This is a genomic window from Actinomyces wuliandei, from assembly GCF_004010955.1.
GTDB classification, from domain to species: Bacteria; Actinomycetota; Actinomycetes; order Actinomycetales; family Actinomycetaceae; genus Actinomyces; species Actinomyces wuliandei.
The window spans coordinates 2,241,474-2,264,093 of the sequence record NZ_CP025227.1; the positions used below are offsets into that span (position 1 = coordinate 2,241,474).

21 protein-coding genes, 1 tRNA gene and 1 pseudogene are annotated in these 22,620 nt (G+C 69.9%); 10 read left to right on the plus strand and 13 right to left on the minus strand.

The features are described 5' to 3' along the window. Window positions 1-226 precede the first annotated feature (226 nt). From CWS50_RS09305 to CWS50_RS09315, 3 genes are all read left to right on the plus strand, one after another. Entirely contained in the window at window positions 227-964 is a 738-nt protein-coding gene (locus CWS50_RS09305; RefSeq protein WP_127842568.1) for an A24 family peptidase, read from the plus strand. Between the two features lie 881 nt (window positions 965-1,845). Then, entirely contained in the window at window positions 1,846-2,376 is a 531-nt protein-coding gene (locus CWS50_RS09310; RefSeq protein WP_206610393.1) for a hypothetical protein, read from the plus strand. A 12-nt stretch (window positions 2,377-2,388) separates the two neighbouring features. After that, on the plus strand, window positions 2,389-3,252 hold the full coding sequence (locus tag CWS50_RS09315) for an alpha/beta fold hydrolase (RefSeq protein ID WP_127842569.1): 864 nt from the start codon (window positions 2,389-2,391) through the stop codon (window positions 3,250-3,252). A gap of 66 nt (window positions 3,253-3,318) precedes the next feature. Here the strand turns inward: CWS50_RS09315 and rplA are convergent, their stop codons facing one another. The 5 genes from rplA to CWS50_RS09340 all read right to left on the minus strand — a co-directional run bounded on the left by rplA (window position 3,319) and on the right by CWS50_RS09340 (window position 6,055). After that, on the minus strand, window positions 3,319-4,011 hold the full coding sequence (rplA, locus tag CWS50_RS09320; protein ID WP_127842570.1) for a 50S ribosomal protein L1: 693 nt from the start codon (window positions 4,009-4,011) through the stop codon (window positions 3,319-3,321). A gap of 114 nt (window positions 4,012-4,125) precedes the next feature. After that, entirely contained in the window at window positions 4,126-4,557 is a 432-nt protein-coding gene (gene rplK, locus CWS50_RS09325) for a 50S ribosomal protein L11 (protein ID WP_127842571.1), read from the minus strand. A gap of 200 nt (window positions 4,558-4,757) precedes the next feature. Further along, window positions 4,758-5,543 (minus strand): transcription termination/antitermination protein NusG, encoded by a 786-nt coding sequence (nusG, locus tag CWS50_RS09330; RefSeq protein ID WP_127842572.1) that lies wholly within the window; start codon window positions 5,541-5,543, stop codon window positions 4,758-4,760. A 100-nt stretch (window positions 5,544-5,643) separates the two neighbouring features. After that, complete coding sequence (secE, locus tag CWS50_RS09335) at window positions 5,644-5,883, minus strand: preprotein translocase subunit SecE (protein ID WP_127842573.1); 240 nt, start codon at window positions 5,881-5,883, stop codon at window positions 5,644-5,646. 99 nt (window positions 5,884-5,982) lie between these two features. Then, a tRNA-Trp gene (locus tag CWS50_RS09340) sits at window positions 5,983-6,055 on the minus strand. Between the two features lie 146 nt (window positions 6,056-6,201). Here CWS50_RS09340 and CWS50_RS09345 point away from each other — a divergent pair. From CWS50_RS09345 to CWS50_RS09355, 3 genes are all read left to right on the plus strand, one after another. Further along, on the plus strand, window positions 6,202-7,416 hold the full coding sequence (locus CWS50_RS09345) for a pyridoxal phosphate-dependent aminotransferase (protein ID WP_127842574.1): 1,215 nt from the start codon (window positions 6,202-6,204) through the stop codon (window positions 7,414-7,416). 286 nt (window positions 7,417-7,702) lie between these two features. Further along, complete coding sequence (locus CWS50_RS09350) at window positions 7,703-8,500, plus strand: GAD-like domain-containing protein (RefSeq protein WP_127842575.1); 798 nt, start codon at window positions 7,703-7,705, stop codon at window positions 8,498-8,500. 105 nt (window positions 8,501-8,605) lie between these two features. Continuing rightward, window positions 8,606-10,069, plus strand: a complete 1,464-nt coding sequence (locus tag CWS50_RS09355) for a polymorphic toxin type 15 domain-containing protein (RefSeq protein ID WP_127842576.1) — start codon at window positions 8,606-8,608, stop codon at window positions 10,067-10,069. Window positions 10,070-10,403: 334 nt separating this feature from the next. On the opposite strand, the gene CWS50_RS09360 is transcribed toward CWS50_RS09355, so the two are convergent. Both CWS50_RS09360 and CWS50_RS09365 read right to left on the minus strand, forming a co-directional pair. Next, a complete protein-coding gene (locus CWS50_RS09360; protein ID WP_127842577.1) occupies window positions 10,404-11,879 on the minus strand; it encodes an alanine/glycine:cation symporter family protein in 1,476 nt (491 codons plus the stop codon). Between the two features lie 94 nt (window positions 11,880-11,973). Beyond that, on the minus strand, window positions 11,974-13,221 hold the full coding sequence (locus tag CWS50_RS09365) for a phosphotransferase (protein WP_127842578.1): 1,248 nt from the start codon (window positions 13,219-13,221) through the stop codon (window positions 11,974-11,976). A 53-nt stretch (window positions 13,222-13,274) separates the two neighbouring features. On the opposite strand from CWS50_RS09365, the gene CWS50_RS09370 reads away from it, so the two are divergent. Continuing rightward, window positions 13,275-14,312 (plus strand): adenosine deaminase, encoded by a 1,038-nt coding sequence (locus CWS50_RS09370; RefSeq protein ID WP_127842579.1) that lies wholly within the window; start codon window positions 13,275-13,277, stop codon window positions 14,310-14,312. An 84-nt stretch (window positions 14,313-14,396) separates the two neighbouring features. Here the strand turns inward: CWS50_RS09370 and CWS50_RS09375 are convergent, their stop codons facing one another. From CWS50_RS09375 to CWS50_RS09385, 3 genes are all read right to left on the minus strand, one after another. Next, complete coding sequence (locus CWS50_RS09375; RefSeq protein WP_243118270.1) at window positions 14,397-15,647, minus strand: UDP-N-acetylmuramate dehydrogenase; 1,251 nt, start codon at window positions 15,645-15,647, stop codon at window positions 14,397-14,399. Between the two features lie 65 nt (window positions 15,648-15,712). Next, complete coding sequence (locus tag CWS50_RS09380; protein WP_012085056.1) at window positions 15,713-15,811, minus strand: 30S ribosomal protein bS22; 99 nt, start codon at window positions 15,809-15,811, stop codon at window positions 15,713-15,715. 146 nt (window positions 15,812-15,957) lie between these two features. Continuing rightward, complete coding sequence (locus tag CWS50_RS09385; RefSeq protein WP_127843384.1) at window positions 15,958-16,203, minus strand: helix-turn-helix domain-containing protein; 246 nt, start codon at window positions 16,201-16,203, stop codon at window positions 15,958-15,960. Between the two features lie 425 nt (window positions 16,204-16,628). Between CWS50_RS09385 and CWS50_RS09390 the strand changes: the two genes are divergently transcribed. The 3 genes and pseudogenes from CWS50_RS09390 (at window position 16,629) to CWS50_RS09400 (ending at window position 19,790) form a co-directional block, all read left to right on the plus strand. Then, a complete protein-coding gene (locus CWS50_RS09390) occupies window positions 16,629-17,975 on the plus strand; it encodes a TrkH family potassium uptake protein (RefSeq protein ID WP_127843385.1) in 1,347 nt (448 codons plus the stop codon). A 587-nt stretch (window positions 17,976-18,562) separates the two neighbouring features. Further along, window positions 18,563-18,945 (plus strand): annotated as a pseudogene (locus CWS50_RS14125) (IS110 family transposase); the annotation flags it as partial. 176 nt (window positions 18,946-19,121) lie between these two features. Continuing rightward, complete coding sequence (locus CWS50_RS09400; protein WP_127842580.1) at window positions 19,122-19,790, plus strand: potassium channel family protein; 669 nt, start codon at window positions 19,122-19,124, stop codon at window positions 19,788-19,790. A gap of 32 nt (window positions 19,791-19,822) precedes the next feature. Here CWS50_RS09400 and CWS50_RS09405 read toward each other — a convergent pair whose 3' ends face one another. The 3 genes from CWS50_RS09405 to CWS50_RS13000 form a co-directional block, all read right to left on the minus strand. Then, a complete protein-coding gene (locus tag CWS50_RS09405; protein ID WP_127842581.1) occupies window positions 19,823-20,758 on the minus strand; it encodes an aldose epimerase family protein in 936 nt (311 codons plus the stop codon). Window positions 20,759-20,904: 146 nt separating this feature from the next. Then, a complete protein-coding gene (gene dhaL, locus CWS50_RS13970; RefSeq protein WP_127842582.1) occupies window positions 20,905-22,023 on the minus strand; it encodes a dihydroxyacetone kinase subunit DhaL in 1,119 nt (372 codons plus the stop codon). Further along, on the minus strand, window positions 22,020-22,157 hold the full coding sequence (locus CWS50_RS13000) for a hypothetical protein (protein WP_164860117.1): 138 nt from the start codon (window positions 22,155-22,157) through the stop codon (window positions 22,020-22,022). The genes dhaL and CWS50_RS13000 overlap by 4 nt, the downstream gene beginning before the upstream one ends. Window positions 22,158-22,620 lie beyond the last annotated feature (463 nt).

The following is a 22,620-nucleotide window of genomic DNA, read 5'->3' on the forward strand; positions in this document are numbered from 1 at the left end:
CAGTTCTCGCTACTCGCCTGCGCTGGCTCCGCCCGGGCGGACTTGACCCCGCTCACGCGGGGACCTGCGGTCTCTGGCAGCATCAAAGGTAATCAGACGTCCCGGCCGTCGCGCAAGCCCTGACACCGTGCACCTGGTCACGTCACCAGGGAATGAAGCCTCCGTCAGCAGCACGCTGTCCAGCAGGTTCACCGGCAACCCGCAGTCCCCGTGAGAAAGTGGGCACGTGATCTCTGCCGGAACTGTCCTGGTGCTGGCCACAGCCGTGGCCGCCGTCGCAGTGGCCGCAGGACCGGCCTGCACCTACGCCCGAGGCTACCTCACCCGCCTGGAGGCGCTCGAGGAGGCCAGCCCTCCCCTGTCACCACTGTCACCGCCGCGCGTACGAGCCCGCTGGCTGCTGGCTCCCCTCCCCCAGGCGGTGCTGTCCACCTGCCTGGTCGCAGCATTCCTCGGCTGGGGACTGCGGGCACACACCCCGGTCCAGACGGTCCTGGCCCTGCCTGTCGTCGCGCTGACGGCCTCGGCCTGCAGCGTCGACGCCGTGTGCCACCGCCTGCCCAACCGCCTCCTGGGTGCCGCTGGCACCTGGTTGGTGGGAGCAGCCGCGCTGACGACCCTCGCACGGCTCCTGGCCCTTGGGACCGCGCCCGCCGACGCCACGTGGCCTGCGGCCCGCGCCCTCCTGTGTGCGCTTGGCGCTGGTGGTGTCCTGCTGGTCATGGCGGTGCTGCCCTCTGGGCTAGGTCTGGGGGACGTCAAGCTGGGTACCGTCCTGGGAGGCTGGCTCGGGCACGTCGGCGCGGCTGCGGCGGTGACCGGTCTCGTCCTGGGGTTCCTCCTGGCTGGCGCCGCCGCCAGCGCCCTCATAGTCACCCGCCGTGTCGGCCGCAGGGACCACCTCGCCCTGGGCCCCTACCTGGCCATGGGCGGGTGGCTGGCCTGGGTCCTGGCCCTTGCGTGACCCGGTTCGACGGCGGGTCCGGGAACACCGCCATGTACCGAATCCTCATAGATGACTGAATCCTCATAGATGACCGACGTGCCAGTCGTTCTATGAGGATTCGGTTGTTCCCGAGGACCCGCTTGTTCTTGAGTGCCCGGTTGTTCCCGAGGACTCACTTGTTCCCGAGGACCCGCTTGTTCTTGAGTGCCCGGTTGTTCCCGAGGGCTCGGCCGCCCGGGACCGAGCAGGCCAGCAACTAGGAGGTAGCTCGGAGGTGTGGTCAGGGGTGGTCGAGAGCTGTGGTCGCGGGGCGCGTGGTCACGGGTGTGCGGTCGAGGGGCGTGTGCGGTGCGCCCGGAGACCGGAAGGAACAGTGCACCCAGAAGGCCTAGGAGGGAACACTCGTTGTCGCTGCTCCAGGACGGGCGGAACAGTACGACCCCACCTGGCGCTGCTTGCGTACAGATGGAGACCACCCCGCTAAGACGCCGTCGTGCGAGCCAGGCTCACGTGCCCGGGGCGAGCCGGGGTGGCACAGATCCCGGCCTCACCGACACGCTCCACCTAGGCGCGTCCCGCACCAGCCCACCTCGCACGGCTCCCACCAGGATGGAACCACCCAGATGACAACCCCTAGAGCCCCCTGACTCTCGGCTCCTAGAGCCTCTCGGTCTCCTAGCCCCAGTCTGGACTCTCCTAGACCCGTCGGATCGTCCCTCAGAGCACCCCTCAGCAGATACTTCTCGACCTCACCCCAAAAGTAGCCCCGACATCATACCGGAAGTCACCGGGTCGCCCGGACGGCACCAGCCCAGGCTCACAGGTTCCGCTGACCAGCCTGGCCTGAGGCTCCCGCTACAACCTTGCGGTGGTCACGCCGCATAGATCACCATGTCGCCATGCGTCCCCTCTGCTCACCCGCGACCGAGAACCGCCCTCCCCAGCGGTGGGCCACTGCCGCCTGCTGGGCGGCCTTCTGCTCAGCCCTGCCGTCGGCGGCCTGGCGGCTGGCCATGCTCACCGGGGTGGAGACGGGCTTCTCCCAGACTGCCTCCTACCGCGGTACCGCTACCGGAACCGCCTATGTCCTGGGTCTTGAGGCCTTGCAGGTCGGCTCCGCCGCGCTGTCGCTGGGACTGTGCTCCCGGTGGGGGGAACAGGTACCACGCTGGGTGCCAGGAGTCGGCGGGCGGGCACTGCCACGCCTGCTTCCCCTGGTTGTCGGCGGGACAGGCAACGTGGTCCTGTACGTGGTCATTGGTGGTACCACGGCGGTCCTGGCGAGACGGTGGCTCGGACTGGCCCAGGGGTGGACGCCGACGGATGGTATGAGCACCGGTCAGGCCGCCGTCCTGGCAGCAGCCTACGCCCCGGCCCTCGTCTGGCCCGTCGCCCTGACTGTGGCGCTCATCGGCTATGCCAGAAGGTGACACGGAAGTGGGATGGTGAGGCCTACGCTCCTGCGCACCAACCTCGGCCCGGTGGAGGTGCTGGCCGTCCCCGGGGAGAAGCCGCCGGTCGCCTTCTTCCCGGGCGGGCACTGCACGGCCCGCAGCGACTGCGGGTGGGACCTCTACACCACGGCCGGGCACGGCGTCATCGCCTTCTCCCGCCCCGGGTACGGGCGCACGGCGGTCGGGGACGTGACAGCAGCAGAGTTCTGCGACGCTGTGACCGCGTGCTGTCAACAGCTGGGCGTGCCAGAGCTGGCAGCCGCCGTCGGGGTCTCCTTCGGCGGGCTTCAGGCGATCGAGCTGGCCGTGCGCCACCCCGGGCTGGTGCCCAGGCTGGTCCTGAGCTCCAGCGCCCCCTCCTCCCTGCCCTACCCGGACGACCTCCGCACCACCCTCACGGGCGCCCTGGTCTTCAGCCCCGTGACACAAGGACTCACCTGGTCGTCGGTGGCGCGTCTGGTCGCCACCGACGCCGGACTGCGGCTGGTGGTGTCCAGCCTGTCCACCCGGCCCGCAGACCAGTGGTGGGACTCGTGGTCACAGAAGGACCGGCACCGCGCCCGGGAGCTGTTCACCTCAATGTCATCGGGACGGGGCTTCATGCTCGACATGCGGCAGGGGCGTGCCAGCCGCACGGAATACCGGCGCCAGCTGCTGGGGCGGGTCCCGTGCCCCGCCCTCGTGACGGGGTCGCGCACGGACGGGGCCGTCAGCATCACCCACGCGCTGGATCTTGCCGCCCGCATCCCAGGAGCGACCCTGGTGGATCTGGGCACACCCACCCACCTGTTCTGGCTCGGCCCCGGGCAGGAGAGAGTCTACGCGGCGGTGGCGTCCTTCCTCAGCCCGTAGCCGGGCACTGGCGGCCAGACCCCGGCAAACCTGGTCGGGGCTGGCGGCCGGACAGCCGAGGCCGACTCAGAGCCGGGAGACGTCCAGGGGGATCCCCGGTCCCATCGTGGTCGTCATCGCCACCTTGAGGATGTAGCGGCCCTTGGAGGCGGAGGGCTTGAGACGCTGGACCTCCTCCAGGGCGGCGGCGAAGTTCTCCAGCAGCTGCTCCTCGGTGAACTGGGTCTTACCGATGACGAGGTGGAGGTTGGCGGCACGGTCGACACGGAACTCGATGCGTCCACCCTTGATGTCGGTGACGGCCTTGGCCACGTCCATGGTCACCGTCCCGGTCCTCGGGTTAGGCATGAGGCCACGAGGACCCAGGACCCGCCCCAGACGCCCGACCTTACCCATGAGGTCCGGCGTGGCCACGGCGGCGTCGAAGTCCGTGTAGCCCCCGGACACCTTCTCAATGAGGTCGTCACCACCGACCTCATCGGCACCAGCGTCAAGGGCCTGCTGGGCACGCTCGCCCTGGGCGAAGACGACGACCCGCGCCGTCTTACCGGTACCGTGCGGCAGGGACACGGTACCTCGGACCATCTGGTCCGCCTTGCGGGGGTCCACGCCAAGACGGAAAGCGACCTCCACAGTGGCGTCAAAACGGGTCACTGTGGTGGCTTTCGCGAGGTGAACGGCCTCGGCTGGGGTGTAGAGGACTCCGGACTGAATCTTCTCAGCGGCGGCGCGGTAGGCCTTGCTGCGCTTCCTGGTCATCTGCTTCTCCTTAGCAGTCGTGGTACACGGGCCGCGCACAGCCCTTCCACGGGATGGTTCTTAGTCTTAGTCACACAGATGCCGACACCGTAGCGGACGGTGTGCGGCCCAGGCTCAGGCCTCGACCGTGACGCCCATAGAGCGGGCCGTCCCGGCAATGATCTTGTAGGCGGCCTCGACGTCGTCGGCGTTGAGGTCGGGCATCTTGGTCTCGGCGATCTCGCGCACCTGGGCGGCGGTGACAGAGCCGGCCTTGGCAGAGTGCGGGGTGGCGGAGCCCTTGGCCACACCGGCAGCCTTCTTGATCAGCTCGGCAGCCGGGGGGGTCTTGGTGACGAAGGTGAAGGAGCGGTCCTCGTAGACGGTGATCTCCACGGGGATGACGCTGCCGCGCTGCGACTCGGTCGCAGCGTTGTACGCCTTGCAGAACTCCATGATGTTGACGCCCTGGGCACCGAGGGCGGGGCCGATCGGCGGGGCGGGGTTTGCCTGGCCAGCCTGGATCTGGAGCTTGATGAGCCCAGTGACCTTCTTCTTGGGAGGCATGTGTCGTGGTCCTTCTTGTCCGGAGACGCTGCACACCTGCCGTGCAGCATGTCGGCGCGTTACGCGCACAGGCGCCCATCGTAGCCCCCAGCGGGAGCACTAGGGCGCCGGGTACCTCATATCACAGACACACACCCTGTGATATGAGGCTCCTGCCACGTTCCGGCTCGGCACCGGAACGGGTGAGGGCTCAGATCCTGTCAGATCTTGGCGACCTGGCTGAAGGAGAGCTCGGCGGGGGTGTCCCGGCCGAACAGGGAGATGAGCACCTGGAGCTTCTGGGTCTCGGGGTGGATCTCGGAGATCGTGGCCGGCAGGGACTCGAAGGGGCCATCGGTGACGATGACGGACTCCCCCGGCTCGAAACCAACCTCGAAGACCTTACCGTCCGAGGTGATCTGGGAGCCGGCCCCGGACTCGGCCGCCGGCCGCGCCGCCTCCTTGGCAGCGATCTCCTCGGGCGTGGGGCCCAGCTGGGAGACGGCCTCTTCAAAGGTCAGGGGCACAGGGTTGTAGCGGTCGCCCACGAACCCGGTCACAGCCGGGGTGTCCTTGATAGTGCGCCACACATGGTCAGAGGTCTCGGGGTCGTAGAGGTCCATGCGCACAAAGACGTACCCGGGCAGGCGGACCCGTGTGACCTCTTTCTTCTTGTTCCCGTTCTTGATCTCGATCACGGTCTCCATGGGGACGGTGGTGTCGAAGACGTAGTCCTCCAACTCGAAGCTCTCCGCACGGGCCATGATGTCGGCAGCCACTCTGCGCTCGTAACCGGAGTAGGTGTGGAGGACGTACCACTCGCCGGGCAAGGACGACATCTGCCTGCGGAACTCCTCCACCGGGTCGGCAGGAGCCTCCGCCCCCTCCGGGTTCCCCCGGGTCCCGGATGCAGAGGCGTCAGCCCCGTCAGCACCCGCTGCACCAGCCTCCTCACCCTGCTCGTCAGCCTGCTCAGGCAGTGGCTGCTCGGGGAAGTCCTCAGACATGGTGTACCTGCTTTCCGGTGGCGCGAGAAGAGAAATCAGGGCAGCGCCCTGGCGATGTCGGTTGTCTCGGGTGGTCTCGTAGGCACGCCCCGGTACCTGGTCAGGCGAAGACCCAGGTCACCGCCCGGTTGAAGGCCAGGTCGAGCACGCCGGTGAACAGCATGATAGCGAGAATAAAGACGACCACGACAACGAAGTAGGTTCCCAGCTCGCTGCGGGTCGGCCAGACCACCTTGCGCAGCTCAGCGACAACCTGGCGAGCGAACAGGACGACACGGCCGACAGGGCCTCGCCTCTTTCCACGCTGCTTGCTCGCCGCGCCGCTAGCGCTCTCGCTCATGTCGTCGGTCCTCAGGGTCAGCGGTCTGGTCAGTAGCCCGGGGTGCCGGGAGAGAAGACGAAACCCGACGGGATCTCCCGACCGATCCGCCGTTCTCAGCAGGGCAGGCGGGACTCGAACCCACAACCGCCGGTTTTGGAGACCGGTGCGCTACCAGTTGCGCCACTGCCCTTCAGCGAGGACCAAGTCTGCCACACCGTCACCAGGAAAGCGCGGTCCGGCAGTGGTGGGTTGCGACACGTCCCCGTGCGCGCTCTCCGGGGATCCCCCGAACCAACGGTCCGCCCCCTGTAGGAGCACTGTGGGAGCATAAGAAGTATGACACCAGCACCCGCCTCCCGCGTCTCCTCACGCCTGGCCGCGATCGCCCCCTCCGCCACCCTCGCCGTTGACGCCCGGGCCAAGGCTCTCAAGGCCGCTGGCCGCCCCGTCATCGGCTTCGGGGCGGGCGAGCCCGACTTCGCCACCCCCGACTACATCGTCGAGGCCGCCGTGGCCGCCGCCAAAGACCCCTCCTGCCACAAGTACTCTCCCGCCAAGGGGCTGCCAGCCCTGCGCGAGGCGATCGCCTCCAAGATCCTGCGCGACTGCGGCTACACGGTCTCCCCTGACGACGTCCTGGTCACCAACGGCGGCAAGCAGGCAGTCTTCCAGGCCTTTGCCGCGATCATCGACCCCGGTGACGAGGTGCTCCTGCCGGCACCGTACTGGACCACCTACCCCGAGGTGGTCGCCCTGGCAGGAGGCACGACGGTCGAGGTCTTCGCCGGAGCCGCTCAGGACTACAAGGTCACGCCCGACCAGCTCGACGCCGCACTGAGCGAACGCACCAAGGCCCTCCTGCTGTGCTCGCCGTCCAACCCCACCGGCTCGGTCTACACCCCCGCCGAGTTGAGCGCGATCGGGCAGTGGGCGCTGAAGCACGGGATCTGGGTCGTGACCGACGAGATCTACGAGCACCTGCTCTACGACGACGCCCAGCCCGCCCACGTGGTCGCGCTGGTGCCCGACCTGGTCGACCAGGCCATCGTGCTCAACGGCGTGGCCAAGACCTACGCCATGACCGGGTGGCGCGTGGGCTGGATGAGCGGCCCCTCCGACGTCGTCAGCGCAGCCACGAACTTCCAGTCCCACCTGTCCAGCAACGTCGCCAACGTCTCCCAGAGGGCGGCCCTGGCCGCCGTGAGCGGGGACCTGTCCGCCGTAGAGGAGATGCGCAGCGCCTTCGACCGGCGCCGACGCACCATGGTGGAAATGCTGTCGGCCATCGACGGCCTGAGGGTCCCCGTCCCCCGGGGGGCCTTCTACGCCTACCCGAGCATGGAGGAGCTTGTCGGGCACAGGCTACGAGGCACGGTGATCGACTCCTCGGCCACGCTCGCCGAGCTCGTGCTGGAGCACGCCGAGGTAGCCGTGGTCCCCGGGGAGGCCTTCGGCCCCTCCGGGTTCCTGCGCCTGTCCTACGCCCTGGGTGACGAGGACCTGGTCGAGGGCGTGAGCCGTATCCAGTCCCTGCTGGCAGAGGTGGACTGACCCGCTAGGCGGCCGGAAGGCGCGAGAGCAAATCCAGTCCCCGCTGGCAGAGGTGGACTAGCTGTGCTTCCCTGTGAGATTGTGTGCGTGTTGTGGGGGCGGCTGGTGGTGCGGGGTGGGTGGGTGTCTGGTGCTCTGGGAGGGCCTGGTGTCGTGTGTGCTTGTTGTCGTGTCCTCGGGGAGGGGCGGGGTTGTCCGTCTGGGTGGTTCTGCCCCTGCGGGATTCGCACGGGGTGGGCTGGCGCGGGTCAGGCCTGGGTGGAGGGTGTCGCCAGGAGGTGGACCGATGCCAGCACGCCGGGACGCCGACGGTGTCCTGGAGCTGCGGGGGTGGTCGCCGATGGGTGTGGGTGCCCCGGTCACTGCTGAGCACGTGGGCTACTTTGGTGGGGTGCTTCCGGCCTCGGTGCTGCACCTGTGGGAGCGCTTCGGCTTCGATGGCTTCGGGGCGGGGCGGTGGTGGTTCACCGACCCCTTCCAGTGGGCGCCGGTGGTCGACGCCTGGGTGGAGGGCACGGAGGTGCCCTTCCCCCACCAGCGGTGGTGGTGCCTGGCCCGCTCCGCGACAGGGACCATGAGGCTGTGGGGGGAGGTCTCCGGACCCGCCCTGACCCTCACACCCACCCTGGGGCGGGTCCGCCCCTACGCGGGCCACGCCAGGGACATGGCCGACCCGGTGATGCGTGAGCGCATGGGGGCCACCACCCTGGTCTCGGCGTCGGAGGACATCTTTGATGACGACGACACCGGGGTCCTGGTGGCCGACTGGGCCATAGGCAACCTGGGGGTGCTGGCCGCTGACCAGGTCTACGGGCTGACCCCGGCCTACTGCCTCACCGGGTGGGTCAGCACCAGCCAGGTGGGCATTGAGGACGCGGTAGCCCACCTGGTCTTTCTGGCCCAGGCCCAGGAGCACACCCTGGTGGAGGACTTCTCCGCCGCCACGGCCGAGGTCGCCGCCACCATCGCCGCAGGTGCTGGCCCCAACCGGGGCAACGGAGCCACCGGCGGCAGCGGCAGCGACGAGGGGGCGGGCGGCCCGGGCAGTGCTGGTGGCCCCGGCGGGCCGGGGGTGGGGTCGTGATGGCCGGGCGCTGGCGGGGCCGGCCCCGCTGGCTCAGGCGCGGGCGCCCACCCACCCCCACCACCGCCACTGCTGGTCCCGCAGGCCGCGGCAGTGTGCCCGGTGGTGGCGCTGCCCCCGGCCACAGCGGTGGTGGTGGCCAGGTCCCTGGCCACGGCGGTGGCGGGGGCGCGGGTACCGCCTTGGTGGCGTCTGGCATGTTCACCCCGGGGGCGGGCTGGTGGGCAGGGGGTGCTGGTGTGGGAGGGGGCCGTGGCTGCCCCGGCCAGCCCGCTGGGGTGGCACTCGCGGGTGCCGGTGGAGGTGTTCTTCCACACCGGCCACCACCACTCCACCCAGGAGCTGGCCAGGGAGTTCACCCGCCAGCTCGACCGACAGCTCTCCGCCTTGTCCCTGCTCAGCGCGCAGCGCCTGCTGGAGGGCATCCGCGCCTACAGGGCACAGGGCCGCCAGCCCACCTCCAAGACCACCAGGAATAGGCGCAAGAAGTTCATGGAGGAGGTCGTGGGCGAGCTGCAGGACGACTACCAGCTCTCCGAGGAGCGTGCGCTGGCGGAGACGGCCAGGATCGACAAGGCGCTGGTGGTGCTCCACGAGCCCGACCAGGTCACCTACGGCCCCTCCCAGCCCGCCACCACCACCGGGGGCTGGCCCTCCCTGGGCCACGGGGTGGTCAGCTCCTCCATCGGGGGCCAGGGCAGGCCCGTGGCCACGGTCCTGGAGCAGGCCGCCCTGGCCGTCCCAGCCGACCAGAGGGCGCACGTGCGCCTCCTCCTGCGCGCGGTGCTCACCGCCTCCCCGGCCCTGGCCCAGGACCTGCGCCACGGCCAGGTGGTGCTGGAGCCCCGCACCCGGGAGCAGATGAGTGCCACCAGCCCCCGGGGGCCACCATGGACCCCCACCCACCTCGCCACCGGCCACACCCCCTGGCACCCACCACCCCGGGCGCAGGAGCCCGACCAGGACCAGCAGCCGGGACCAGCCCAGCCCACCACCAGCCAGCCGCCCCAGCCGGGCACCACCCACACAGGCGCCACCACGCCCGGGCCACCCCACACGGGCACCACCCCGGCCAGGCCACCCCACACGGGCACCACCCCGGCCAGGCCACCCCACACGGGCACCACCACGCCCGGGCCGGGCCAGCCGGGCCACAAGACCACCCGCGAGGAGGTCCTGGCCAACATCAAGGCCCGCGTCCAGCAGATGAGCCAAGACACCCGCGCCCAGCAGCCCTCCCAGCCCCGGGCCGCACGCGAGGCACCCACCGGGACCGACCTCTCCCGCACCGCCCGCCTGCGCGAGGCCTCCTTCCCCCACCCACCCACCACCGCCGCACGCGTACCACCAGCACAGCCCCAGGCAGACAGGCCGCCCCAGGCAGGCACCACCCGGACAGGCCCCACCACAGACAGACCGTCCCGGACGGGCCAGCCGCCCCGGCCCCTGACCCGCGAGGAGGTCCTGGCCAGGATCACCACCCAAGCCACCCAGACGACCCAGCAGCCCCCCACCCCACGCCAGACCCCCACCAGAAACCGGAAGCACAACCGAGGCCTAGGCCGCTAGGCCCGCACGGCCGCACGCGCCCCACAGGCCCGCAAGCCGCAAGGGATCGCCCGAGGGCCAGCAACGGAGCGCTGTCCGCGAGCCGCCCTGGGTGTGCTTTCTCGGGTGGTTGCGTGCGTGTTGTGCGGGGTCTGGCCGCTGATGGTGGACCGGTGCCAGCGCACCGGGGCGCTGGCAGTGCCCCGGCGTGTGAGCATCCTGCGCCGACGTCCTCTACCCGGGCGGCAGCGGTGCCAGGCAGGCCATCACCGCTGCGCCCCACCTGGAACAGCCCCGGCACGTACACGCCCCGCCCTCAGCAGGCCCCAGGAGAGAGGCCCTCTAGAGGCGCCCGCTAGGTGCCCGAGAGCCGGGAGGTCGGCGCCGTCCCGGGGACTGAGGAGAACTCGTCCCCGGGACGGCGCAGGTGGGGGTCCTGGGCCAGGTAGGCCCGGGTCTCTCGCACCACGAGGCCGGAGAGCAGCAGCAGGCCGACAAGGTTGGGGACCGCCATGAGCCCGTTGGCGATGTCGGCAAAGGTCCACGCCACCTCCAGACGGGTCACCGAGCCGAGGAACACCGCGACCGTGAACACCAGGCGGAAGGGCAGCACCCCGTGGACGCCCACCAGCCTCACCACGCAGCGCTCCGCGTAGTAGGCCCAGCCCAGGATTGTGGAGGAGGCGAGGAAGACCAGCGCCACGGAGACGATGTAGTGCCCCCAGTCGCCGGGCAGGCCGCGGGTAAAGGCCTGTGCCGTCATTGTGTCGGGGTCGCTGCCCGTCCAGCTGCCTGTGGTCAGGATGACCAGCCCGGTACAGCTGACCACGATGATCGTGTCGATAAAGGTCTGGGTCATGGAGACCAGGCCCTGACGCGCCGGGTGCCTGGTCCGGGCAGCCGCTGCGGCGATAGCCGCCGACCCCATGCCGGACTCGTTGGAGAAGATCCCCCGCGCCACGCCGTACTGGAGCGCCATGATGACCGTGGACCCCAGGAAGCCCCCGGCGGCTCCGGAACCGGTGAAGGCCCCCTGGAGCACCAGCCCCAGGGCGTGGGGGATCTCGCCCAGGCGCGCCACGAGGACGTAGAGGCAGCCCATGGCGTAGAACACGATCATCATCGGGACGAAGGCGGCCGTCACCGTGCCGATCGCGTCGATCCCTCCCAGCAGGACCGCGCCCACGCCGACCGCCAGGAGGATGCCTACCAGGGCCGGGTCCCAGCCGAAGGAGTGCGACAGCTGGGCGGCCACGGCATTGGACTGGGTCGTTGACCCGATCCCGAAGGAGGCCAGGATGGCCGCGAGCGCGAAGCACACCGACAAGATCCTGCCCGCGCGGCCCCGCACAGCCTGCTGCAGGTAGTACTGAGGGCCGCCGGACTGCCTGCCGTGGGCGTCCGTGGTCCGGAAGCGCACCGCGAGAAAGGCCTCGGAGTACTTCGAGGCCATACCGAACAGCGCCGTGACCCACATCCAGAACAGGGCACCGGGTCCGCCCAGGTGGATCGCGGTAGCCACTCCGATGATGTTGCCCACCCCCACCGTAGCCGCCAGCGCTGTTGTGAGCGCCTGGTAGTGGGAGATGTCTCCCTCCGCAGTCCCCTTCTCGCCGTCCTCCCGCTCCAACAGGGCGAAGCGCAGGGCCGGACCCAGCTTGCGGACCTGCAGGCCCCGCAGGCGGATCGTCAAGAAGACACCGGTTCCTAGCAGGAAGGGGACAAGGAACCAGGGTCCCCAGATAAAACTGTTGAGGGCAGTCAGGGCGTCCTCGACCGAGGAGCTCGCAGCGGTAGCGGGAACGGGGGTAGTCGTGGGCTGGGGCGTCATAGGCTGCCTCTCCTTCTGCCCGGCGGGGTGCCGGGCGCAGGTCGAAGACTAGGCCCAGGATCGTGACGGCGAGGTGACACGGGAGATGACGCGGTCAGTGAGGAGCACGACGCGCCTGGGCCTCCCGGCTCTGGGCCAGCCAGGCCTCTGCCCGCGCAAGCCTTCCCTCGGCGTCGGCACGCCACGGCCCACCGTCCTCACGCCTGGCTCCGGCCACCAGCGACAGCACGACTCCGGCGCAGCGCGCCCGCAGGGCGACAGGGTCCACGAGCTGTTCCGCCAGGTGCGTCCAGGTCCGTAGGACAGGACCCAGCCTGGGGTAGGAGGCCGGTGCCAGGTGGTCGAGGACACTGACGTGCCCAAGCAGGCATGCCAGGTCGTCCACCCGGTGCCCGGGTCCCAGGGAGTCCACGTCCAGCAGGGTGGCGACCCGCTCACCGTCCATGAGGACGTTGGCCTCGTAGAAGTCGCCGTGGACCGGGACCACGGGGCCGATGTCACAGGTCCTCACGACCTGCTCCACCCCCTCGGCCACGGCGCGTGCCCTGGCGGCCTCCTCGGGCAGGACGGTAGCCGCAGCGTGCGCGTAGTGACGGGCGCGCTCCGACCACGCAGGGTGGGCCGGGAGCCGGAGGGCAGTCTCAGGCAGGGAGTCCAGGAGCGCGACAAGACTGCGGAAAACCCTCTCCGCCTGGTCCTTGTCCATGCCTCGCGACAGCAGGCCGGACAGTGCCGTCCCCTGCCCCGCGGACAGCACCACCAGCCCGTCGGCGTCCTCTCGCAGCACCTCCGGGGCGGGCACGCCAGCCGTGGTGAGCATGCGGTGCCGCTGGGCGAGACCAGGAGACTGGCTGGGGCGCAGGACCTTGACGTAGGCTGCAGTCCGGTCGGGGAAGGTCGTTCTCACCACGGCACGGCGTGTTGGCCGGTAGGCGACCATGGTGGCCTCCAACCGGGTCCCCAGGCGAGCCGCCAGCAGGGCCGGGGTGCAGGCCACCACCAGGCCAGGCAGCTCAGGATCGGCCGGATGGCACCACACGTGCACCACGGGACCGCTGCCGCCCGTGGGCGTCACCCGGGTCAGGCCCGGCGCGTGAGGCTGCGACAGGCGGGCCGTCGTCGCGCACAGGTACTCGGTGGTGGAGCGCCCGTCGGCAGACACGACGAGCGCGGTGTAGCCCACCGACACCCCCGCACCGGGACGGTGGTGGACCGAGTGGACCTCCCAGCTCGCCAGCCCGCGACCTTCTGGGGCCAGGGCTGCTGAGAGCACTGCCGAGGCCCCGGGTCCTGTGAGAAGGGCGACGTCCTCCGGCTCGTGGGAGCTGCCCGGGTGGTTCATGGCCCCAGTGTGCCCCACCGGGGCCTGGTACATGCCCGTGAAACAATTCCGCCATGCGCGACCTTGCCAGCCTGCCCAAGGCGCACCTCCACCTGCACTTCACTGGGGCAATGCGTCTTGACACCCTGACCGAGCTCGCCACCGGCACCCGCTCCCGCCTGCCCGCCAGCTTCCTTGAGGGCGACCCCCTGCGCGTCCCGGCCGACCGTCGCGGCTGGTTCCGGTTCCAGCGGGCCTACGACACGGCCCGGGCCCTGGTGGACAGCGAGGAAGTCATGCGCCGTATCGTCCTGGAGGCCGCTGTCGACGACGCGGCCGAGGGCTCACGCCGTCTGGAGATCCAGGTGGACCCCACCAGCTACGCGCCCTTCGTCGGCGGGATCACCCCCGCCCTGGAGGTTGTCCTGGACGCAGCCCGTCAGGCCACCGTCCTGACCGGGGTCGAGGTCGCTGTCGTCGTGGCGGCCTCACGGGTCCGCCACCCGCTGGACGCGCGTACCCTGGCACGGCTGGCAGTGCGCTATGCCGGGGACCAGCCAGGCAGCGTCGTCGGCTTCGGCCTGTCCAATGACGAGCGTGCCGGAACCACCTCATCGTGGGCACCGGCCTTCGACATCGCCCGGCGTGGCGGACTGGCGTCGCTGCCTCACGGCGGAGAACTGCTGGGACCGGAGCACGTGCGGGCCGTCGTCTCCTACCTGCGACCGAACCGCCTGGGCCACGGGGTGCGCGCCAGCGAGGACACCCGCCTCCTGGACCAGCTCGTCCAGAAGGGGACCAGCCTGGAGGTGTGCCCGGCGTCAAACGTGAGCCTGGGCGTCTACCGTCAGCCCGGTGACGTCCCTCTGCTGACCCTGCTGGACCACGGGGCCCAGGTGGCGCTGGGGGCGGACGACCCCCTGCTGTTCCAGTCGCGGCTGACGGACCAGTACCAGATCGCCCGGGACCTGGGGTGCGATGACGCCGTGCTGGCAGAACTGGCACGGGGCTCCATCCGCGCCTCCCTGGCCTCACCGACCTCCAAGCGCGCCTGGCTGGCCCAGGTTGACGACTGGCTCGCCACTGAACCGACGCAGCAGGCAACAGCGTGAGGCTGCTCCCACCCGTGCGCCCCCCAAACCTGCGACCGGCTAGAACCCCGCGCCGAGAGCCCCCTCGTGCCCGTCGTAACGGGCTCAGAACCCGACGTGGACCGGTTCGGGAACCAGGGTCACGCCAAAGCGCTGCCTGACCCCGGACACCACGGCGTCGCGCAGGGCCACCAGGTCCTGAGCCCTGGCACCTCCCCTGTTGGTCAGGGCAAGGACGTGCCTGGTAGACAAGCGGGCAGGGGCGTCCTGCGTCAGGGCGAACCCCTTGGAGAACCCCGCGTGGTCAATGAGCCAGGCGGCACTGGTCTTGACCAGGGAGACCTGGCCCTCGGTACGCGCGGCACGCCGCACCTGCCCCGTGCGCTCCTTCCCCGGGCCCACCTCGCCTCCGAGCCGGGGCCGGTCTGCGACAGCAGGGTACCGGGGGGCCTCGTCGGGCAGCGCACGCGCCTCCTGCCGGGTCAGCACGGGGTTGGTAAAGAACGAGCCGGCCGACCAGGTGTCGTGGTCGCTGCTGTCCAGGACCATCCCCTTGGACCTGCGTAGCCCCAGGACCGCCTCGCGCACCTCCCGACCGGGTGCCCGAGCCCCCAGGGCCACCCCCAGGGCCGTGGCCAGCTGACCGTAGGCGACGGGGGCCTCCAGGTCAGCGTGCCGGGCCCGGAGACTGACACTGAGCACCACCCAGCGTCCCGTAGGTCCCCAGGTGCGCCCGCCACCGACACCCTCGTCGGTCACGGAGCGCTTGAGGTCGGAGCTGCGGTAGGCAAGACGCAGGCTCGCCAGCGTGCGCTGCTCCACGCGCCCCTCCAAACGGTCCCACACACGCACGGAGGTCAGCAGGTCGGCGACCTCGGCACCGTAGGCACCGATGTTCTGCACCGGAGCGGCCCCGACAGTACCGGGGATACCGGACAGGGGGGCAAAGCCGTACCAGCCGGAGGCCACAGCCTGCCTGACCAGGTCGTCCCAGGTAGCTCCCGCCGTCGCCGTGACCTCGTCGTCCCCGTGGTCCCGGGACGTGAGGACAACCTCCTGCCGGGCGTCACGAACGACGACACCGTCGAAGCCCGCGTCTGAGACCAGGATGTTCGATCCTCCGCCCACGACCAGAAGGGGCGTTCCCTCCTCGTCAGCCCCTCGCACCACGTCAATCAGCTCCGCCTCGGTGGTGGCCTCCACATAGGCACCCAGCGGACCACCCACGCGCAGAGTGGTCAGGTCGGCCATGGTCGCTGGTGCCGCAGCACCCAGGGGGCGGGCCAGCGCCTCGACGGCCTCTGGCACCGGGGAGCCGGGGTCACCGCTGAGCAGCCCACCCCGCGCAGGAGGCAAAGGTGCATCGGGCGCTCCGTCGCGAGCGGACGAGCTCGCGGGGCCAGGACGAGGAGCGCGGGTGCTCACTTCTTGTTGCGACGCTGGTGGCGCGTCCTGCGCAGCAGCTTGCGGTGCTTCTTCTTTGCCATGCGCTTGCGGCGCTTCTTGATGACCGATCCCATGAGATCTCCTCGCAGTCCATATGGTAAGCACCCATGACCGCCCCACGTCGGCACAGGCCGACAGCAGTGGCCGTGGGAAGAGCAGCCGACCAGCGCATGAGGGTACGCACCGGCCGCACCAGGTGACCGGGCGATTCTAGCGGGTCCTAGGAGCCCGAGGCCTCCGATACGTCGTGGCCCCAGTCACCCAGCCCTGCGGCCAGATACTCCTGGACAGCACGCTCGGGAACACGGAAGGACCGCCCAACCTGCATCGCAGGCAGGTCGCCGGAGTGCACCATGCGGTAGACGGTCATCTTGGACACGCGCAGCATGGAGGCAACTTCAGCCACGGTCAGAAATGAGGGCGCGCGTGAGGCGCTGGATGGAGGTGTGGGCAGGCCCGGTGCCATCGGTACTTCAGGTCCCATCGTCGCGAGTGGCCCACAGAGGGCAGGAACGCTCCCAATATAACCCCTGTAACACCTGACGCACAGTCCTGTGCGCGCACAAACGCATCACGCGTCGCATCTCACACACCTCCCACGTCCTCTCCGCCCTCCCGCAGCAGGGCGGCACGCCAGGGTGACACCGGGAGAGGAGGCACAATGGCACCGTGCCTCACACACGCGGCTCGCAGCCCGCAGGACCGTCGTCCGCAACAGCCTCGGGCCGGAGACCCCGCCGCCCTGGCTGGCGTCCCCCGCGCGCGGGCGCCGTCAGCCAGGCAGGACGCCACGAGAACACCTCCGCCCGGCCCCAGGCACGCCGTTCCCGCGAAAGCGCGCCCGCAGCCCCGCAGGCCGAGGCCCGCGGACTGCGGGGGCTGCTCCAGCGCATGGGGGTGCTCAACCCGATCCGGCGCACCGCCACGTACTACCCGGCACGGCTGGCCATCGTGGTCTTCGCCACCATCATCGCAGCCGTCACCGCGCTGCTGAGCCTCCCCCCGGCCACAGCCAGCGGACAGGGCGCCCCCCTGGTGGACGCCCTGTTCACCGCCACCTCGGCGGTGTGCGTCACCGGACTGACGACCGTCGAGACAGCCACCTACTGGTCGCTCTTCGGCCAGACCGTCATCATCCTGGGGGCCGCTGTCGGGGGGCTGGGCATCATGACCCTGACCTCGCTGATGTCCCTCATGGTCTCCCGACACCTGGGGCTGACCCAGCGAATCCTGGCCGCCTCGGAGACCAAGTCTCGTCTGGGAGACGTGGTCGCCCTGCTGCGGGCGGCCCTGTTCACCGCCGTCAGCTGTGAGCTGGTGCTGGCAGCGGTGCTGCTGCCCCGCTTCCTGTCACAGGGGACCAGCCCGGGCCAGTCCCTGTGGTACGCCCTGTTCATGGCGATGTCCATCTTCAACAACGCCGGCTTCGTGATCCTCCCGGAGGGGCTGGCCCCCTACGCCAGCGACTGGTGGATGGGAATGCCGATCGTCCTGGGGACCGTCATGGGGGCGATTGGCTTCCCAGTCATCCTGGACATCCTGCGCAACCGGCGCCGGCCCCGGGCCTGGAGCCTGCACACCAAGCTGACGCTGACCACCTATGGGGTACTGACCGTCGTGTCCTCCGTCGCGATCGCCGCCTTCGAGTGGGGCAACCCGGACACCTACGGCGCCCTCTCCACCGACGGCAAGATCCTGTCCGCGCTCATCAATGGCGTCAACGCCCGGTCCTCAGGACTGTCCACGGTCGACACCGAGCACATGAGGGAGGCGACCTGGTTCCTCCAGGACGCGCTCATGTTCGTGGGCGGAGGCTTCGCCTCGACGGCGGGGGGCATCAAGGTGACCACACTGGCCGTGCTGGTGCTGGCCATCGTCGCCGAGGCCCGCGGAGACCAGGACATCGAGGCGTTCGGACGCAGGATCAGCCCCTCAACGGTACGGCTGAGCGTGGCCGTGGCCTTCATCGGGGCCAGCATCGTGGGGACCGCCACCCTCCTGCTCATCCAGATCACCCACCTGAGCCTGGATCGGGTCCTGTTCGAGGTCGTCTCCGCCTTCGCCACGGTCGGCCTGTCCACGGGAATCACACCGCTGCTGCCCTCAAGCGCCAAGTACGTCATGGTCGTCCTGATGTTCGTGGGCCGCGTCGGGACGATCACGGCCGTGTCCGCACTGGCGCTACGGCAGCGCCGCCGGGTGATCCGCATGCCGGAGGCTCTGCCACTCATCGGTTGAGAGACGGCGACGGTAAAGCCCGCCCGTGGCCAGGACGTGGCCATGGGCGGCCGCCTCGCCCCGGGCAGAACTCGAGGGCGTACGGAGGCAGGGGGAGGACGTCATGCCTGAACTTACTTTGGTGGTTCCGGGTGTTCCGGGACCGGGCACAGCCGCTTCCGGCATGATGTCTTGCCTCTGTTGTTTGATGATCCGGGGGTGCTGTCGCCCACGGCGGCGGGCGCTGGTGACCGCTGATAAGGGGAGAGGCCCGCACGTGGGGCGAGGTCTTTCGTAACGTGGGCACAGGACCAGTGCCCCAGGGGCTGGCCGTCCTTGATCGGGGAAGCAGTCATGGAGGTACGTGAGATCAAGGTCTTCGTCGGCATCGACGTGGGCAAGGCCGAGCACCGGGCCGCCGCGGTAACAACCGACGGGAGGAAAGTCCTTGACGAGGCCCTGCCCAACGACGAGCGCCTGGGCGGGCACTGGCAGTGGCGGTGTCCCAGTCCATGGGCATCACCGTGGGCTGCCTGCCCCGTACGGCGTATCTCCGACCTGCGCCAGGCCAGCACCGACCAGGTCGCCGCCGTGCTCATGTGCCCACAAGGCCCGACACCACCCGGGCAAAGGCCATCACCGACGCCCTGGACAAGCAGACGGTGGTCGTGGCTGGTACCGACTCCGCCGGAGTGGTGCCGCCCCACCTGGCCCGCCAGCCCGTCGCCCTGCACGCCCAGCGCAACGACGTCTACGCAAAACTCGAGGCCCACCCTCCCCACGGCGGTCCCCTGGCCACCCGTGCCCGGGGCCAGGACCGCCGCAGCACTCCTCGCGAAGACCCCGCGCCCAGACCCCGCCAGCCGCACCTACCACCACCGCAAACGCACCCAGGGCAAACCCCACAACCAGGCCCTGCCCGCCCTCGCCCACAGACGCGCCCCCTCACCTCCACGCCATAACCCGCGACAACACCCTCTACACCCCACCAGCAACAACCCGACGCCTGACACACCGCATAGGAGCACCCCATTGGAAGCGCAGCCGCAGGAGATGCTCCCGAGACAGCTGCGGAACTCGCGCGGACCGGCACCGTGAGGCATGCTGGGCACGCCCGTGCCAGCACACGGGTGCCTGACACCCCCTGCACCGCGCTGTGAGGACCCCATGCCTGACCGCACCACCTACAACGACTCCACCCTCGTCATCGGGCTGGGGCGCTTCGGCTCCGCCGTGGCCGCGACCCTGGACCGCCTGGGCAGGGAGGTCCTGGCCGTGGAGGCCAACCCGGCGATCGTGCGCCAGTGGACAGGGCGCTTTCCCCTGGTGGAGGCCGACGCCACCGACGTCGAGGCGCTGGAGCAGCTCGGTGCCACCGAGTTCGGCACCGCCGTCGTCGGTGTCGCCACCTCCCTGGAGGCCAGCGTCCTCATCACCGGGAACCTCGTGGACCTGGAGACCCCGCGGATCTGGGCCAAGGCCATCTCCCGCGCCCACGGGCGCATCCTGCGCCGCATCGGCGCCCAGCACGTGATCTACCCCGAGTTCGACGCCGGCCAGCGTGCCGCCCACCTGGTGTCCGGACGCATGCTCGACTACATCGAGATGGAGAAGGGGGGCTTCACCATCGTCAAGATGCGTCCGCCCGCTGAGCTCCACGGCTTCACCATCGGCCAGTCCAGGATCCACTCCCGCTACGGGGTGACCGTCTTCGGCCTCATGAGTCCCGGGGAGCCCTTCGAGTACGCCTCCTCGGACACCCTGGTCTCCGCAGACGACATCCTTGTGGTCGGCGGGGACGCCGCCCTTCTGGAGCACTTCGCCAACCGCGCCTGACCCCCGCGCCAGCCCGGGCCTGTGGGCCAGCCTCAGGCCTCCTCACGCAGCACCCAGCTGAAGTAGTGGGACTCCCCCACCGCCAGGGTCACCAGGTCCCGACCAGTGTTGAAGGCGTTGGGCGGGCAGGTCATGGGCTCGACGGCGACACCGCGCCGCCCCAGGTTCTCACCGCTGTAGGCCTGGAGCCAGGCGGTGGCTGCCTCCATCACGACGGCCCTGCCTGACTCCCCACCGCGCAGACTCACCTGCCAGCGGGCGGGCAGCCCCGTGTAGGCGTGGTCCGTCGAGGCCTGCCCGACCAGCCGCCCCTCACGCCAGTCCCACCGGGTGCCCTCAACCTCCCGCTCACCTGTCGGAGCCAGCGTCCCAGGATCGACGTCAAGAACCCTCGTGGCCGGGACGGTAAGCACGCAGTCGTCCAGGGGGACAGAACGCGTGAGATAGGGGTGGTAGGAGATCCCGTAGGGGGCGGGCAGGGGCAGCCCCTCGTCCTGCGGCGCGCCGGGCACCCCGTCTGCCGGCAGGGCCGCACCCAGGTTGGTCGTCGTGACCCCCACCTCAAGACCCTCTGTCGCGTCCAGGGCGAGCCTCACCCTGACGTCCAGGCTCCACGGGTAGCCGTAGGAGGCAGGCAGGAGCAGGGCCAGAACCACCTCAGCCTCGGCCAGCTCGACCACCTGGAAGTCGCTCCACCCCGCCAGGCCGTGCAGCGCCGAGCCCGTCTGCGGCTCGTTGCAGGCCAGGAGGTGCTCCTGGCCACCGTAGACGTAGCGGGAACCCGTCACCCGGTTGGGCCAGGGCAGCAGGATCTTGCCCTGCCAGGCACCGGCGAGACTGGCCTCCGCGTCAAAGGGGACCACCAGGTCCCGCCCGGAGCGACGCAGGTGCACCAGGGTGGCACCTGCCGTAGCGACACGGGCCTGGTACTGCCCGGCCTCCAGGTCAACCAGCTCTCCGTTGATCATGACGCCACCTCCACGACCGCCGGGCCGCCACCGTGACCACCCGAAGACACGCAGGCCTGACAACGTGACCCGTCACCAGAGTCACCCAGGAGCACCCTGGGCCGTCTGCCCTACGCATCCCAGGAACACTACCGCAGCAGCGCGTCCTAGACCACAGCACCCGGTCGGGAGGTCTTGGTCACCACGGCCGCCTCGGCCTCTGCCGCGACGTCCTTCAGACCGCGTCCCACTCCCACAGCCGTGTACGCAGCGATCAGCCCCTCGACAAACGCCGCCGTGGAGAGCCGGGTACGGACCGCGATATGCTGAGGGATCAGTTCCAGAGCGGTCTCGGCACTCATGACGGCACTACCCAGGTCAGTCAGGATAAGGACGTCCCGGTCTCCCTCCGGGCCTGCCGCCTTCTCAATCGCCTCAGCCACAGCAGCAGTGTCGTTACCGAGCTTGCCCTGAGGCAGACCTGCGGCAATCTCCACAGGCACCTCCACCGGGCCGACCAGCTGGGTCACCAGGTCGAGCGCGGCCTCAGCCAGTGCCCACGAGTGCGAGACCAGGACCAGCCCTACCTTGGCGCCCGAGCGGCCGTTGCCGGAGGAGGTCCCGGCGTCCACGTGCAGGCCCTCCGCCCTTTCCCGGCCCTCGATCACCTCTGACAGCGCCTGGAGGATCAGAGTCGTCGAGGCGGCACCAGGGTCGATGTAGCCGACCGAGCGCTCTCCCAGGTACGAGGCGCGCCCGCGCCTGGCCACCATGGCCTCCGTGGCGTCACGCCCCCTGGCGGCAGCCTGCGCCGCCGAGGAGGCGGCAGTCACCAGGTTCTCAGGGTTGGCCCGCAGCGCCGCCAGCGCCGGGTACCAGGCGTCCAGCATGGTCTTGTCCCCGATGGTGGCCCGGCCCCGCTCGACAATCCCTCCGATCCCGGCCTCGACCGCGTCAGCCAGGGAGTGGGTGTCCAGTACCCGCTGTCCCGTCTGAGCAGATCCCATCCGCATGAAGAACGTGCCGTACAGAGGGCCGGAGGCACCACCGACGGTTGAGACCAGGGTCATGCCCACTCGTTTCAGCAAGGCGTCAACGCCAGAGAAGTCTCCCGACTCCAGGACAGAGACCGCAGACTGGAGGCCCCGCTTCACGTTGATGCCATGGTCAGCATCACCGATCGCGGCGTCCAGCTCGGTCAGCGCCTCGGCGTTGAGGGAGACCAGCTCAGCGGCACGCCGGATCCACGCCTCCAGGTCCTTGATCTCAAGAGCGCTGCCGCTCATACCGTCCACCCCCTGCCCTGGCTGCAGGAGCGCAGGTCCTCCGGAGCAGCGCCCCTGCGCAGCCGAAGGGAGCCGGGCACACAGCGCAACATACCGGTGACAGTGGTGCCGTAACCGTTCTTGGATGCGTCCATAGGTTGACCCTACCTGCCACGCTGCGCGAGCACCAGGATTTGACGTCGGTATTTCAAAACAGTGATCTTGAGACCTGGCGGTGGCCGCTCCCCGTCATGGGCGAGCAGGAAGGAGCACGGCCGGAGCACCTGGTCCTGACGGAGCCACGCCAAGCAGTAGTCGCCGACCAGCCGCCCCGGGAGCCGCACAGCACGACGACCCGGACATGCTGAGAGCACTGTACCGATCAGGGGCACAGATCCGGTCCGCGCGCCCAGTCAGCACCGGCGCCCCAGGAGGCAGCCGCAGGAGCACCCGGTCCCCGCCGCAGGACGGGCTCCGGCTAACCGGACGGGCAGCAGGCAGGAACGCCTCACCCCTCTTCCCGGCCCTGCCGTGATCTATGAATTAGTCCCTGTACCCTTGGCGCTCTGGCCTCGGTAGCAGCCAGCCCCGTCACGCCACTGTGGCCGTCATCCTCGG